Below are 13324 nucleotides of genomic sequence, written 5' to 3'. Positions count from 1 at the left end.
GACGGCCCGGGAAGCCGGGGAGCGGAGGAGGGGTGTGATGGCGGATCTGTTCGAGCCCGTGCGGGTGGGGGCGCTGCTGCTCCCCAACCGGCTGGTCATGTCGCCGATGACCCGCAGCCGGGCCGACCGGCGTGGCGTGCCCGCCGCCGAGGCGGCCGTCTACTACGCGCAGCGCGCCTCGGCGGGCCTGATCATCACCGAGGGCACCCAGCCGAGCCTGGCCGGCCAGGGCTATCCCGGCACCCCGGGCCTGCACACCGCCGAGCAGGCCGCCGCCTGGCGCGCGGTCACCGAGGCGGTGCACGCGGCCGGCGGCCGGATCGTGGTCCAGCTCATGCACGCCGGCCGGATCGGCCACCGGAGCCTGCACGGGCTGACCCCGGTGGCCCCGTCGCCGGTCCGGGCGGCCGGCACCGTCTACACCGAGGCCGGGCGGCTCCCGCTGCCCGAGCCCCGGGAACTGCCGGCCGCCGAGATCCGCGCCACGATCGGCGACTTCGCCCGGGCGGCCCGGCTGGCGGTCGCCGCCGGCTTCGACGGCGTCGAGCTGCACGGCGGCAGCGGCTACCTGATCCACCAGTTCCTTTCCTCCGCCACCAACCGCCGCACCGACGGCTACGGCGCCGACCGCATCCGCTTCGCGGTGGAGCTGGCCGCCGCGGTCGCCGAGGCCGCCGGTCCGGGCCGGGTGGGGATGCGGATCACGCCGGGGGACCGGCTGAACGACATGGCCGAGCACGACGCGGCCGAGATCTACCCGGCGCTGGCGGCCGCGCTGGCGCCGCTGGACCTGCTCTACCTCCACCTGGCCGGGGTGGACTGCGACGACCCGCTGGCCGCCGCGATCCGGGCCCGCTGGCCGGGGACGCTGGTGGCCGCGCCCGGCACCGGCGGCGACCCGCCCTCCGACGGCGGCCGGGCCGCCGGCGAGCGCTGGCTGGCCCGCGGCGCCGACCTGGTGGCGTTCGGCCGCGCCTTCCTGGCCAACCCCGACCTCGTCGAGCGGCTGCGCACCGGCGCGCCGCTGAACCGCCCCGACCCGGCGACCTACTACGGCGGCGGCCGGCACGGCTACACCGACTACGCCCTCACCTCACCGGCCCCGCTGCGCTGAGCGCGTACCGCCGCGCGGCGCCGCGGCGAGGTCCCGTTCCGTGCCGGACGTCCGCCGGGCCCCGGACGTCCGCCGGGCCGCGGGTGCCCGCGGACACCGGGCCACCGGGAGGTCGCCCAGGAGACCCGCGGGTTCCGGGCTCGCCGGAGGGCGTCCCGGGCGCCCGCCGGGCCACGGGTGCCCGCCGGTCCCGCACCGGCGAGGCCTGCCCGGATATCCGCCGCCTGGATATCCGCGTGCCCGGTGCCCGCCGGGCCCAGGTCAGCCGCCGGCCAGCCGCGGCTCGCCCGCCCAGGGCGGGTCGGCGCCGGGGACGGCACAGGTGAGGGCGGCGACCCGCGCCGCGAAGGCCAGCGCCTCGCTGATGACGCCCGGCTCAAGCGCGGGCAGCCGGCCGCCCAGCGCGCCACCCGCCCCGAGGCGGTGCAGCAGGCCGGCGGAGAACGCGTCGCCGGCGCCGATCGTGTCGGCCACCGCCACCCGCGGCGCAGGCACCGAGAAGTGCCGGCCGCGCAGCGACACCGTGGCCCCCCGCCCGCCCCGGGTGAGCACGACCAGCGCCGCCCCGTAACCGTGCCAGCGCGCGAAGACCTGTCCCACGGGCAGGCCCGGCGCCAGGATCTCCAGATCCTCCTCGCTCACCTTGACGATGTCGGCCAGCCCGCACCACCGGGCGATCCGCTCCCGGTAGCGGGCCGGATCCACCAGCGAGGGCCGCACGTTGGGATCCAGGCAGACGGTCACCCGTTCGCGCACCCGCGCCAGGAAGTCCTCGATCCGCGGTCCGCCCGGCTCGCGGACCAGCGCCAGCGACCCGGTGTGCAGGCAGACGGCGCCGCCGAGCCGCGCCGGGTCGAGCTCCTCGCGCGTCCAGCCGAAGTCGGCGGTGCCCTCGGCGTGGAAGGTGTAACTCGCCCCGCCCCGCGCGTCGAGCGTGGCGACCGCGAGCGTGCTCGGCTCGGCGGCGGCCACCGCCGCCGACAGGTCCACGCCCGAGGCGGCCAGCCGGGTGCGGGCCAGCGCGCCGAACCGGTCGCCGGACAGCCGGCCGAGGAAGCGGACCGGGGTGCCGAGCCGGGCCAGCGCGGTCGCGGTATTGGCCGGCCCGCCGCCGGGCAGCACGCGGAGCGCCAGCTCGGGCGGGTCGTCGGTCGCGGAGGTGACGACCGCGTCGGCGACGCACTCGCCGAGCACGGCGATCGGGCTGGCGGACATCGGCACTCCTCAAGGACCGGCGGCCCGGCAGCGCCGCCGCGGGTGGCACGCCGGCGGCCGCGCGGCCTCCGGCGGGAGGGGATCGCGGACCGTGCCCGCCAACCCGCCCCGGCCGTCATCGTGGCAGAACACCGGCCCGGCCCGCCCGCCGGCCCGGACCTGGACGGTCCGCCGGCGGCGACCGGCCGCCGAGCGGCCGGGCCCCGGGCCGGCCGGCGGGGCGCACCGCAGGGAACCTCTAGCGGCAGGGTGGCACCGCCGGACCGGACATCGCGCCACGCGAGACACGGGGGAGGGGCGGTGTTGATCGTCTGCTGACCTTCCGGCTCCTAGCGTTGCGGTAGCCGGCGGCGAGCCGGACATGCGAGCGCGGGGGGAGCGTGCCGGCCCGATGGCCTGCAGGGACGAGAAGATGGGCCGCACCAGGCCGGCGGCGGGCGCCGGGCGGCGAGGGCGTGAGACGGCCGCGACCGCCCGGACCACCCCGGCCGCCGGGGACACCGGACCCGCCGGACCGGCGAAGGCCGCCGGGACCTCCACGGCGGGGATCACCGGGAGCGCCCGGGCCGCCGGGGCGGCGATCACCGGGACGGCCGGGGCAGGGACCACCGGGACGGGGAGGGCGGGGCTGGTCCGCGGGCCGGGCGGGCGCCGTGGGGCGGCGGTGCGCGGGGCGCTGGCCGGGCTGGCGCTGCTGGCGGTGCTGCCGGCCGGCGGGTGCGCCGATGGCGGGTCCGCCACCGGCGGTGCACCGGCCCGCACCCCCGCCGCCGCGCCCTCGAGTACGCCGGCCACGGCGCCGGCGCCGGCCGCCACCCCCGCCGGGCCGCCGGGGCCGCCGCGGGCCGGCGGGGCCCAGCGGGCCGGGGTGGCGGACGTGTACGCCTTCGACCGGCCCGGGATGCTCAGCCCGGCCGTGGCCGGCTTCCCGTCCCTGGTCTACGTGCCGAACAGCGAGAGCGGCACGGTCAGCGTCATCGACCCGCGCACCTACCGCGTCGTCAGGACGTTCCGGGTGGGCGCCCGGCCCCAGCACGTGGTGCCCTCCTGGGACCTGAAGACGCTGTGGGTCAACAACAACGCGGGTAACACCCTCACGCCGATCGACCCGGCGACCGGCCGCCCGGGCCGGCCCGTCCCAGTGGAGGACCCCTACAACCTCTACTTCACCCCGGACGGCTCGGCGGCGCTGGTGATGGCCGAACGGCTGGACCGGCTGGACTTCCGCGACCCGCGCACCTTCGCGCCGCGCGGCTCGCTGCCGATGCCCTGCCGGGGCGTCAACCACGCCGACTTCACCGCCGACGGCAGGGTAATGCTGGCGAGCTGCGAGTTCTCCGGCCATCTGGTGGTGGTGGACCTCGCCGCCCGCCGGGTCACCGCCGTGGTGCGGCTGCCCCGGCACCACAGCATGCCGCAGGACGTGAAACTGTCCCCGGACGGGCGGACGTTCTACGTCGCCGACATGGCCGCCGGCGGGGTGTGGCGGGTGAACGCCGCCTCGTTCCGCGTCCTCGGCCTGGTCCGCACCGGGGCCGGCGCGCACGGCCTGTACGTCAGCCGGGACTCCCGCAAGTTGTACGTCTCCAACCGGGGCGCCGGCTCGGTCTCGGTGATCTCCTTCGCCGCCCGCCGGCCGGTCGCCACCTGGCGGATCCCGGGTGGCGGCTCGCCGGACATGGGCGGGGTGTCGGCCGACGGCCGCCGGTTGTGGCTGGCCGGGCGCTACCACCGCGAGGTCTACGTCTTCGACACCCGCGACGGGCACCTGGTGCGCCGGATCCCGGTCGGCGCCGGCCCGCACGGGCTGGCCGTCTACCCACAGCCCGGCCGGTACTCCCTGGGGCACACCGGGGTCTTCCGCTGACCGCCCCGGCCGGCGGGCCGGTCAGCCGCCCCGCGCGGACCCGGCGTACTCCTGGCCGCGCGGGCCGGCCGCGCCCGGGGCCGGCCCGGACCGGCGGCCGGCCAGCTCGTCCAGCCGCAGGACCAGGCCGGTGACCGCGACGCTCGCCACGATGGCGCCGGCCACGTCCGACAGGTAGTGGACGCCGAGGTAGAGGCGCGACATCCCCTGCAGGACCACCAGCACCACGCCGGCGGCGGCCACCGGGACCAGCCGCCCGGTCCGGCGGGCCAGGAAGGCCGCGGCGACGGCCAGCGACATGGCCAGCGCGACGTGCCCGCTCGGGAAGCTGTCGTTGCCCAGCTCGGCGGCGAGCTGGTGGGCGAGCGGCGGCCGGGGCCGGGCGACGAGCGCTTTGACCAGCGAGGCCGAGCCCCACCCGGCGGCCAGCAGCAGGAAGGTGACCAGCGCGGTACGCGGGCGCCGGGCCAGCAGCAGGCCGGCGCTGACCGCCACGATGAGCACCGCGCCCGCGTGCGGCTCGAACGCGGTGTCCAGCGCGTGCGCCAGCGTGGTGAGCGGGCCGGTTCGCAGGCCCCGCATCGCGTCGTCCAGGCGCAGTTCGGCGCTCGTCCAGGCCGGCGTGCGGGCGGCCAGGCCCAGGGCGACCGCCAGCGCCAGCAGCGGCGGGAAGGGCACCAGCGCGGCGATCGCGGCCGGCCCGGCCCGCCTGACCGGCGCGGCCCGTCCGACCCGTCCGGCTCGGCCCTGTCCGGCTCGGCCCTGTCCGGCCCGCGGTGCGGCACCCGCCGTCGCGGCCGCGGTTCGGTCCCGCCGGGCCGGGTCCCCGGCCAGGCGAGCGGCGCGGGTCACGTCGGTCACGTCGGTCACGTCGGTCACGCCGGCCACGCCGGTCATGCCGGTCTCGTCGGTCGCGTCGCCCGTGCCGGTCGTGCCGGTCGTGTCGGTCGTGTCGTCCATGCCGGACGTGTCGTGCATGACGTCCACCTTCCTGGCGGGAGGAGGCCGTTCACCGCCACCGTAAGGGCACGCCGGTCAGCCGGGGGCCAACCCCGGGTCAGTTCTCCCCGGCGGCCGGCATCCGGCCACCGGGGAACCCGGCAAAGGTAAATGTTCCGCCGGAATCCCGGAAATCGGACCGTGCGCCGGCCGCCGGCCACAGGATGGTGCCCATGCGACAACGCTCCAACGGCGGCCCGCGCACCGCCGTCCCGGCCCCGGCGGTCGTCCTCGCGGCCGCCACGGCCACCGTCCTGGCAGCCGGCTGCGGCGCCGCGCCGGAAGCGGCCGGCCGGCCGGTGCCGCCCGCCACGTCCCTGGCGCCGCCGGCGACCGCCCTGGTCACCCCGGAACCCGGCCCGGCGGACACCTCGCCGGCGCCGGCCGGGAACCGCGCCGAGGACGGCGGCGACGGCGGCGACGCCGACGGCGCGGGGGTGACCGTGGTGGCCACCGGCGACATCTCCCCCCGGTGCTCGGCCGGGCCGGGCTGCGCCGCGCGGGCGACCTCCGACCTGGCGCTGCGGCTGGCCCCGGACGCGGTGCTCGCCCTGGGCGACCTGCAGTACCCCGCCGGGGCGCTGCGCGACTTCCGGGCCTACTACGACCGGACCTGGGGCCGGCTGAAGGACATCACCCGCCCGGTGCCCGGAAACCACGAGTACATCACCGCCGGCGCCGCCGGATACTTCCGCTACTTCGGCGACCGGGCCCGCCCGCAGGGCCGCAGCTACTACGGCTTCGACCTCGGCGGCTGGCATCTGGTGGCCCTGGACTCCAGCATCCCGCACGGGCCGGGGTCGCCGCAGCTGGAGTGGCTCACCGCCGACCTGGCCGCCAATCCCCGGCCGTGCACCCTGGCCTACTGGCACCATCCCCGGTTCTCCTCCGGAAGCGTGCACGGCAACGACCCCGACGTCGGCCCGTTCTGGCGCGAGCTGGCCGCCGCGGGGGCCGACGTGGTGCTCGGCGGGCACGACCACGTCTACGAGCGGTTCGCGCCGCTGCGCCCGGACGGCACCCGGGCCGCCGACGGCATCCGCTCGTTCGTGGCCGGCGGCGGCGGGGCGAGCCGCTACGCCTTCGGCCCGCCGGTGCGCGGCAGCGCCTTCCGCGACGACGGCCATCACGGCGTGCTCCGGCTGGTGCTGAAGCCGGGCGGCTACAGCTGGGGGTTCGCCACCACCGAGGGCACGGTCCTGGACACCGGCTCGGCGCGCTGCCACTGAGCCGCCGCCAGACCGCCGCCCGGCCGCCGCCAGACCGCCGCCCGGCCGCCGCCAGACCGCCGCCGGGCCGGCCGGGTGAGGTCGGCACGCCTTCCGGAGAGCAGGTTCCTACCTTTCGGCGACATCTCCATAGATGTCCCCGGCGTCTTGTATCAGGGTGCGGGAACGAGAGGCTCACTTTCCGGGGGTCGCATGACTTCATCAACGTACGGAACCGGCAGCGATCGTGTCCTGCACCTGGCCGGCGATCCGGACGCGGTGGCCCGGGCCCGGCGGCTGGTGTCGTCCGCGCTCGGCGCCGGGCACCCGCTGCACGACGACTGCGTGCTGCTGACCAGCGAGATCGCCACCAACGCGGTGGTGCACTCCGATTCGGGCGACGGCGGCACGTTCACCCTCAGCGTGTCCTACGCCGCCGACTGGGTGCGCATCGCTGTGCAGGACGCCGGTTCGGCGCACCCCCCGTTCGGCTGGCGGCCCTCCTCCCCGCTGGACACCGGCGGCCGGGGCCTGCTCCTGCTGGAGGCGCTCGCGCACCGCTGGGGCTTCATCCGGGAGGCGGGCACCAACAACGTCTGGTTCGAGATGCACGCCGATCTGCTCGATCCCGAACCGGTGCTGCCGGCCGGCACGCTGCGCGGCGCCCGCTGAACCCGGCGCTCAGGGCAGGTCCAGCCGGCAGAGCCCCTCGGCCAGCACCTTGGTGGTCAGCCGGGTGCGGCTGTCGCAGCCCAGCTTGGCGAAGATGTGCTCCAGGTGCGTGGTCACCGTGCGCACGCTGAGCACCAGCGCCGCGGCGATCTGCGGGTTGGAGTCGCCGGCGGCCACCCGGGTGAGCACCTCGACCTCCCGGGCGGTCAGGTCGTAGGGCAGCGCGCACGGCCGCTCGGCGATCAGCGCGCCCTGGACGGCCCCGTGCGGGCCGACGCCCGCCCGGTGCACCCGCACCTCGCGCCACCGCCCGCCCGCCTCCGGCCACAGCCCGCGCCGGGACAGCTCCCGGGAGTCCAGGAAGTCCCGGGCCAGCCGGGCCATCGCCGGCTCGGCCGCGATCGCCGCCGACGCCGGCCAGCCCGCCACCGGCCGGTGCCGCCCGCCGCGCTCGAAGGCCAGCGCGTGGAAGCCGGGCGGCAGCCCCAGCGGGTCGATCACGCAGCGGGTCAGGTCGGTGACGTGCGCCAGGGTGCCGGCCACCGCGGCGAGCACCGTGCCCGCCTCCGGTGGCAGCGCCCGCCGGGCGTTGACGTGCAGCAGCCCGGTGTAGCGCTCCCCGCCGACGAACAGCGGCGCGGTCAGCCCGGCGCGCCAGCCGTACGGCTCCAGGTGCCGGCGGTAGTAGCGCTCGGTGCCCGGCGCCCCCATCGCCAGCGGCACCCGGGCGGCCATCGCCCGGCGGTAGGGGTCCAGCCGGGCGTACTCCTCGGCGGCGTCCTCGTCCACCCGCGCGTACCCGGAGGAGACCAGGCTGCGGTGCCGGCCGGTCGCCGGGTCGTAGGCGACGAACTCGTAGGCCTCCACCGGGATGACCTTGCGCAGCGCCGTCATGGCGCCGTGCGCCCCCGACCCGCCCGCGACCTCGAAGCCCACCTCGGTGAAGGCGTGGAGGTGCCGCGCGTCCAGGGTGATGCGATCCATCGGTCCTCCCCGCTGAGCCTGCCGGACACGATCATCGCAGCGGAATACGTAAACCTTCCGATGCACCGGTCTCCCTGGCTATTTAGCCTCTCCGGCATCACGCCGGAGCGACGGAGAGGCAGAGGAACAGTGACGGTCCACAACAGGGCGCGAGGTGCCGCCGTCCTCCTGGCGGCGGCGCTCGCGGTCAGCGCCTGCGGCGGGTCGGGCGGATCCTCCGGCGGCACCGGGGGCGGGACGGGCGGGACGGGCGGCGGCGCCTTCTCGGTCGCGCTCAACGAACCCGACCACCTGACGCCCGGCAACACCTCCAGCAGCTACTCCATCACCGTGCTGCAGGCGCTGTTCGACACCCTGGTCGTGGTGGACGCCCAGGGGAAGACGCAGATGCGCGCCGCCGAGTCCGTCAGCAGCGACGACCAGCAGACCTGGACCATCAAGATCCGGCAGGGGCAGAAGTTCCACAACGGCGAGGCGGTGACCGCCGAGAGCTTCGCCGACGCGTGGAACGCCGCCGCCTACGGCCCGAACGCCTGGACCAACAACTACTACTTCGCCAACATCGAGGGTTACGACAAGCTCAACCCCGAACAGGAGGGCGCCAAGCCGTCGGCCGACAAGCTGAGCGGCCTGAAGGTCGTGGACGCCGCCACCCTCCAGGTGCGCCTCACCGCGCCGTTCAGCCAGTTCCCGATCACGCTCGCCTACACCGGGTTCGCGCCGATGCCCAAGGCCGCGTTCACCGACCTGAAGTCCTACGACCTCAAGCCGATCGGCAACGGGCCGTTCATGCTGGACGGGGCGGGCTGGGAGCGCAACCAGCGCATCACCACCAAGAAGTTCGACGGGTACGCCGGGCCGCGGCCGGCGAAGTCGGCCGGCGTGCAGTTCAAGATCTACGCCAGCCGGGACACCGCGTACACCGACCTGCGCGCGAACAAGGTGGACCTGCTGCAGACCATCCCGCCGGCCAGCGCCGCCGAGGCCAAGCGGCTGTTCGGCGACCGCTTCGTGCCCACCGCCAGCGGCACCATGGACTACCTCGGATTCCCGGTGTTCGACAAGCGGTTCGCCAGCCCCGACCTGCGCAAGGCGTTCTCCATGGCCATCGACCGGCAGGCGATCGTGGACGCGGTGTACGACGGCACCTTCAAGCCGATGCGCTCGCTGGTGGCGCCGCTGGTGCCCGGCTACCGCGAGGACGCCTGCGGCGAGCCGTGCTCCTACGACCCGGCCAAGGCCAAGGCGCTGTTCGACAAGGCGGGCGGCCTGTCGGGCACCGTGAACCTCTACTTCTCCAACGCCGACCCGAGCTACGAGCAGTGGATGACGGCGGTGGCCAACCAGCTCAAGCAGAACCTCGGCATCGCCGACATCAAGTTCCGCAAGATCCCGGCGGCCGACTACCTGGCCACGCTGCGGGCCAAGAAGGAGGACGGCCCGTACCGCAACAACTGGATCATGGACTACCCGAGCCCGCAGAACTACCTGGAGAGCATGTGGGGCGCGGGGAACCGGATGGGCTGGGAGAACGAGAAGTTCACCGACCTGATCGCCAAGGCCAACGCCGCGCCGAGCATGGAGGCGAGCATCCCGCTCTACCAGCAGGCCGAGGACCTCGCCATCGCCGAGATGCCGATGATCCCGCTGTGGAACTGGCAGGATCAGGCCGGGTACTCCAACAAGATCACCGGAGTGGCGATCGACGCCTACAGCCCGAACCTCGACACGATCTCGGTCAAGTAAGGCATGTGAGGATGCACGCGATGGGGCCTTGGCGCGCGGACCCGGGGTCCCCCCGCGGCCGGGGGCGGTCGTGAGGTACACCGTCCAGCGCCTGCTGCAGGCGGTGCCGGTCTTCGTGGCCACCACCTTCCTGATCTACGTGATGGTGTGGGCGCTGCCCGGCGACCCGATCCTCGCGCTCGCCGGGGACAAGCCGCTGCCGGACAACGTGCTGGCCGAGCTGCGCCGGCACTACCACCTGGACGAGCCGCTGCTGGTGCAGTACGGCCTGTACATGGCCGGGGTGTTCCTGCGCGGCGACCTCGGCGAGACCTTCACCGGGCAGCCGGTCGGCGAGCTGCTGGCCGATCGGTGGGCGGTCACCGCCCAGCTCGGCGCCACCGCCTGGGTGTTCGAGCTGGTGGTCGGGATCGGCTTCGGCGTGCTGGCCGGCCTGCGCCGCGGCCGGCTCGCCGACACCCTGGTGCTGGCCGGCACCACGTTCGTCATCGCCGTCCCGGTGTTCGTCGTCGGGTACACCGCGCAGATCGTGCTCGGACTGAACCTCGGGCTGTTCCCGACGGCCGGCACCGACGAGGGCTGGCCCGGCAGCTACCTGCTGCCGGGCATGGTGCTCGGGTCGTTCGGCCTGGCCTACGTGGCCCGGCTGACCCGCACCAGCGTGGTGGAGAACCTGCGCGCCGACTACGTGCGCACCGCGACGGCCAAGGGGCTGCGGCGAACCCGGGTGGTGGGCCGGCACGCGCTGCGCAACTCGCTGATCCCGGTGGTGACCTACCTCGGCGTCGACTTCGGCAACCTGATGGCCGGCGCGGTCGTCACCGAGGGCATCTTCAACCTCCCGGGCGTCGGCCAGCAGGTCTTCCAGTCCATCCAGCTGCAGGAGGGGCCGGTCGTGGTCGGCGTCACCACCCTGCTCGTAATGATCTTCATCGTGGCCAACCTGCTCGTCGACCTGCTGTACGGCGTGCTCGACCCGAGGATCCGCCGTGGTTGACCTCAAGGCCTCGGTGGAGGCCGCCGCTCCGGGCCCGCGGCCGCCGCGGGACCGCCGCGGCTCGCTGTGGCACGACGCCTGGCTGGACCTGCGACGCCGGGTGATCTTCTGGATCTCGGTGGCCATCCTGGCGGTCGCCTGCGCGATGGCCGCCGTCCCGTCGTTGTTCGCCGGATTCGGGCCGAACGAGGGATGCGTCCTGCGGATGTCCAAGAAGGGACCCGGCCCGGGCGCCGTCTTCGGCTACGACCTGCAGGGCTGCGACTACTGGTCGCAGATCGTGCACGGCACCCGCCCCTCGGTGCTCATCGGCGTGGCGGTGACGGTCTTCGCGCTGCTCATCGCGATCGTGCTCGGCCTGCTCGGCGGCTACTACGGCGGCGTGCTGGACGCGCTGATCTCCCGGCTGACCGACGTGTTCTTCGGCATCCCGTTCGTGCTCGGGGCCACCGTGGTGCTGGTCGCCTTCCCCGGGCACGGCATCTGGGCGATGACCGCGGTGCTGGTGCTGCTGGGCTGGACGACGATGACCCGGCTGATGCGCGGCCAGGTGATCGCGGTGCGCGACACCGACTACGTGCAGGCGGCCCGGGCGCTCGGCGCGAGCGACCTGCGGATCATGGTCAAGCACATCCTGCCGAACGCGATCGCGCCGGTCTTCGTGGTCGCGATGCTGAACGTCGGCAACGTCATCTCCGGCGAGGCCACCCTGGACTACCTGGGGGTCGGCCTGCAGTATCCGGACGTCTCCTGGGGGCTGCAGCTCAACGTGGCGCAGTCGTTCTTCGCCGAGCATCCGCACCTGCTGGTCTTCCCGGCGATGTTCCTCACCGCGACGGTGCTCAGCTTCCTGATGCTCGGGGACGTGGTGCGCGACGCGCTGGACCCCCGGCTGCGCTGACCCGCGGGGCCGCCGGGCGGGGGCGGCCGCGCGGCGTCAGGCCACGAGGTTCACGTAGTAGGTGGAGTAGCCGTTCATGTCGACCAGGCGGGTGCCGACCCGCCGGGCCGCGGTGCTGCCGATGTTCAGGCAGGAGTCGAAGGCGTTCTGGTAGACGTACATCGGCCCGTAGGGGCCGGACCAGACGGCCCCGTTGGCCGCCTCGGCGTAGTAGGCGGCGTAGCGGTTGCTCGTGTTGAGCACGAAGGCCTCGCCGCCGGGGTCGATGGCCCACCAGCCGCGGGTGCCCCACTGGCCGTAGTCGCGGCAGGTGTCCGGGCTGTAGAACATGATCGCGACCCACACCCTGGAGGTGTAGCGGTTACGGAAGTGCAACTCCATGGCGGGTCAGTCCTCCTCCGGCTCGGTGAAGCGCTGGGCGAGCGGCCTGGCGTCGGGGGAGCGATCGGCCATCGGGGGCAGGTATTCGCCCTCTCCCGCGACCACGACGGCCTGGTCCACCGTGCCGGGCCGGTCGTCGGACTCGCCGGTGTCGGCCGTTCGCACCCCGGCGAACGCCACCCGGGGATCGGGCAGTCGTTCGGTGCCGTTGTCGGGCATGTGACTCACCTCCACTTAACGTGACTGGCTGACAACCTACGGTCACCGGCAAGCGGGTGTAAAGGCCGCGGTCGCCGACGTTCGCGGCCACATCCGGCCAGGTGGGACCGGGGGCGCCCGCCCCGGCGGGCCGGGCGGGCGGCCGGCGGTCGCGGGTCTAGATTGAAGGGGTGGCCGGTGAGAAGGTGGAGTTCACCCGGGAGAAGGAGACCCTTCTCGCCACCCTGTACGGCCGGGCCGCGCACAGCCGGGCCGGTGGGACGGTGCTGCGCGACCCGCTGGCCGAGCGGGCGGTCGAGCGCATCGACTACGACTTCCACCGGCTGCGGATGCGCCCGGTCGACGCGCTGGCGGTGGCCATCCGCGCCCGGGCCTTCGACGTCCTCACCGCCGAGCGGCTCGCCGCGCTGCCCGGCGCGACCGTGGTCCATCTCGCCTGCGGGCTGGACACCCGGGTCCACCGGCTGGACCCGCCGCCGGGCGTGCGGTGGTTCGACGTCGACTATCCCGACGTGATCGAGCTGCGCCGTCGGCTGTTCCCGCCGCGCGCCGGCTACACGATGATCGGCCTGCCCGCCACCGACCCGGGCTGGGCGGCCCTGGTGCCCGGCGACCGGCCGCTGCTGGCCGTCGCCGAAGGGCTGATGATGTACCTGACCGCGGCGCAGGTGCGGGAGGTGCTCGGGGTGATCGCCGGCCGGTCCGGCTCCGGGGAGTTCGTGTTCGACGCGATCAGCCGGGCGGCGGTGAAGCTCTCCCGGCTGCAGCCGCAGATCCGGGTCACCGGGGCCACCATGCGGTGGGGCCTGACCGACCCGGCCGAGATCACCGCCGCCGACCCGCGGTTCCGCCTGGTCCGGCAGATCTTCTATTCCGAGCTGCCGGACGTCGCGCGGTTCCCGGCCGGCTACCGCGCCGCGCTGGCGGTGGTGAATCGCGTCTACTTCCTGCGCCGGGTCGGGCGGATCCTGGACTACCGGTTCTGACGCCGGTCCCGGCGGCCGCTCTCCAGCCGATAATC

The 13324-nt window shown here is 75.1% G+C and carries 13 protein-coding genes; 8 read left to right on the top strand and 5 right to left on the bottom strand.

The features are described from left to right. Positions 1-37: 37 nt before the first annotated feature. Positions 38-1114 carry an oxidoreductase gene (locus Sru01_RS11665; RefSeq protein WP_203984186.1) on the top strand — a complete coding sequence of 359 codons (1077 nt, stop codon included), beginning with the start codon at positions 38-40 and terminating at the stop codon, positions 1112-1114. Between the two features lie 261 nt (positions 1115-1375). Here the strand turns inward: Sru01_RS11665 and Sru01_RS11660 are convergent, their stop codons facing one another. Beyond that, positions 1376-2329 (bottom strand): carbohydrate kinase family protein, encoded by a 954-nt coding sequence (locus tag Sru01_RS11660; RefSeq protein ID WP_203984184.1) that lies wholly within the window; start codon positions 2327-2329, stop codon positions 1376-1378. 412 nt (positions 2330-2741) lie between these two features. Between Sru01_RS11660 and Sru01_RS11655 the strand changes: the two genes are divergently transcribed. After that, complete coding sequence (locus Sru01_RS11655) at positions 2742-4196, top strand: YVTN family beta-propeller repeat protein (protein ID WP_203984182.1); 1455 nt, start codon at positions 2742-2744, stop codon at positions 4194-4196. A gap of 21 nt (positions 4197-4217) precedes the next feature. Here the strand turns inward: Sru01_RS11655 and Sru01_RS11650 are convergent, their stop codons facing one another. Further along, positions 4218-5174, bottom strand: a complete 957-nt coding sequence (locus Sru01_RS11650; protein WP_203984179.1) for a phosphatase PAP2 family protein — start codon at positions 5172-5174, stop codon at positions 4218-4220. Between the two features lie 194 nt (positions 5175-5368). Here Sru01_RS11650 and Sru01_RS11645 point away from each other — a divergent pair, with 194 nt between their 5' ends. Both Sru01_RS11645 and Sru01_RS11640 read left to right on the top strand, forming a co-directional pair. Next, positions 5369-6424 carry a metallophosphoesterase family protein gene (locus tag Sru01_RS11645; RefSeq protein ID WP_203984177.1) on the top strand — a complete coding sequence of 352 codons (1056 nt, stop codon included), beginning with the start codon at positions 5369-5371 and terminating at the stop codon, positions 6422-6424. Between the two features lie 192 nt (positions 6425-6616). Then, the gene (locus tag Sru01_RS11640; protein WP_203984175.1) at positions 6617-7075 is read left to right on the top strand and encodes an ATP-binding protein; all 459 of its coding nucleotides are present in this window, start codon (positions 6617-6619) and stop codon (positions 7073-7075) included. 9 nt (positions 7076-7084) lie between these two features. Here Sru01_RS11640 and Sru01_RS11635 read toward each other — a convergent pair whose 3' ends face one another. After that, the gene (locus Sru01_RS11635; RefSeq protein WP_203984174.1) at positions 7085-8059 is read right to left on the bottom strand and encodes a helix-turn-helix transcriptional regulator; all 975 of its coding nucleotides are present in this window, start codon (positions 8057-8059) and stop codon (positions 7085-7087) included. A gap of 129 nt (positions 8060-8188) precedes the next feature. On the opposite strand from Sru01_RS11635, the gene Sru01_RS11630 reads away from it, so the two are divergent. The 3 genes from Sru01_RS11630 (at position 8189) to Sru01_RS11620 (ending at position 11703) form a co-directional block, all read left to right on the top strand. Next, a complete protein-coding gene (locus Sru01_RS11630) occupies positions 8189-9805 on the top strand; it encodes a peptide ABC transporter substrate-binding protein (RefSeq protein ID WP_203984173.1) in 1617 nt (538 codons plus the stop codon). A gap of 70 nt (positions 9806-9875) precedes the next feature. After that, positions 9876-10802: an ABC transporter permease gene (locus Sru01_RS11625; RefSeq protein ID WP_203984172.1), complete on the top strand. Its 927-nt coding sequence runs from the start codon at positions 9876-9878 to the stop codon at positions 10800-10802. Then, positions 10795-11703 (top strand): ABC transporter permease, encoded by a 909-nt coding sequence (locus Sru01_RS11620; protein ID WP_239137314.1) that lies wholly within the window; start codon positions 10795-10797, stop codon positions 11701-11703. Before Sru01_RS11625 ends, Sru01_RS11620 begins: the two co-directional genes overlap by 8 nt. A gap of 36 nt (positions 11704-11739) precedes the next feature. Here Sru01_RS11620 and Sru01_RS11615 read toward each other — a convergent pair whose 3' ends face one another. Beyond that, a complete protein-coding gene (locus Sru01_RS11615) occupies positions 11740-12084 on the bottom strand; it encodes a DUF1036 domain-containing protein (RefSeq protein ID WP_203984171.1) in 345 nt (114 codons plus the stop codon). A 6-nt stretch (positions 12085-12090) separates the two neighbouring features. Next, positions 12091-12303: a hypothetical protein gene (locus Sru01_RS11610; protein ID WP_203984170.1), complete on the bottom strand. Its 213-nt coding sequence runs from the start codon at positions 12301-12303 to the stop codon at positions 12091-12093. A gap of 170 nt (positions 12304-12473) precedes the next feature. Here Sru01_RS11610 and Sru01_RS11605 point away from each other — a divergent pair, with 170 nt between their 5' ends. Further along, positions 12474-13289, top strand: coding sequence for a class I SAM-dependent methyltransferase (locus Sru01_RS11605; RefSeq protein ID WP_203984168.1), 816 nt, complete (start codon positions 12474-12476; stop codon positions 13287-13289). Positions 13290-13324: the final 35 nt, after the last annotated feature.

The organism is Sphaerisporangium rufum (assembly GCF_016863395.1).
Taxonomy (GTDB): domain Bacteria; phylum Actinomycetota; class Actinomycetes; order Streptosporangiales; family Streptosporangiaceae; genus Sphaerisporangium; species Sphaerisporangium rufum.
The sequence above is the reverse complement of the archived record's forward strand: the minus strand, read 5'-3'. Positions and strand labels throughout refer to the sequence as shown.

Bases quoted from the DNA above. Each gene is read 5' to 3' on its own strand.
- Sru01_RS11665 (WP_203984186.1), top strand. From the start codon at position 38: ATGGCGGATCTGTTCGAGCCCGTGCGGGTGGGGGCGCTGCTGCTCCCC.
- Sru01_RS11635 (WP_203984174.1), bottom strand. From the start codon at position 8,059: ATGGATCGCATCACCCTGGACGCGCGGCACCTCCACGCCTTCACCGAG.
- Sru01_RS11610 (WP_203984170.1), bottom strand. From the start codon at position 12,303: ATGCCCGACAACGGCACCGAACGACTGCCCGATCCCCGGGTGGCGTTC.
- Sru01_RS11645 (WP_203984177.1), top strand. From the start codon at position 5,369: ATGCGACAACGCTCCAACGGCGGCCCGCGCACCGCCGTCCCGGCCCCG.
- Sru01_RS11655 (WP_203984182.1), top strand. From the start codon at position 2,742: ATGGGCCGCACCAGGCCGGCGGCGGGCGCCGGGCGGCGAGGGCGTGAG.
- Sru01_RS11615 (WP_203984171.1), bottom strand. From the start codon at position 12,084: ATGGAGTTGCACTTCCGTAACCGCTACACCTCCAGGGTGTGGGTCGCG.
- Sru01_RS11640 (WP_203984175.1), top strand. From the start codon at position 6,617: ATGACTTCATCAACGTACGGAACCGGCAGCGATCGTGTCCTGCACCTG.
- Sru01_RS11650 (WP_203984179.1), bottom strand. From the start codon at position 5,174: ATGCACGACACGTCCGGCATGGACGACACGACCGACACGACCGGCACG.
- Sru01_RS11660 (WP_203984184.1), bottom strand. From the start codon at position 2,329: ATGTCCGCCAGCCCGATCGCCGTGCTCGGCGAGTGCGTCGCCGACGCG.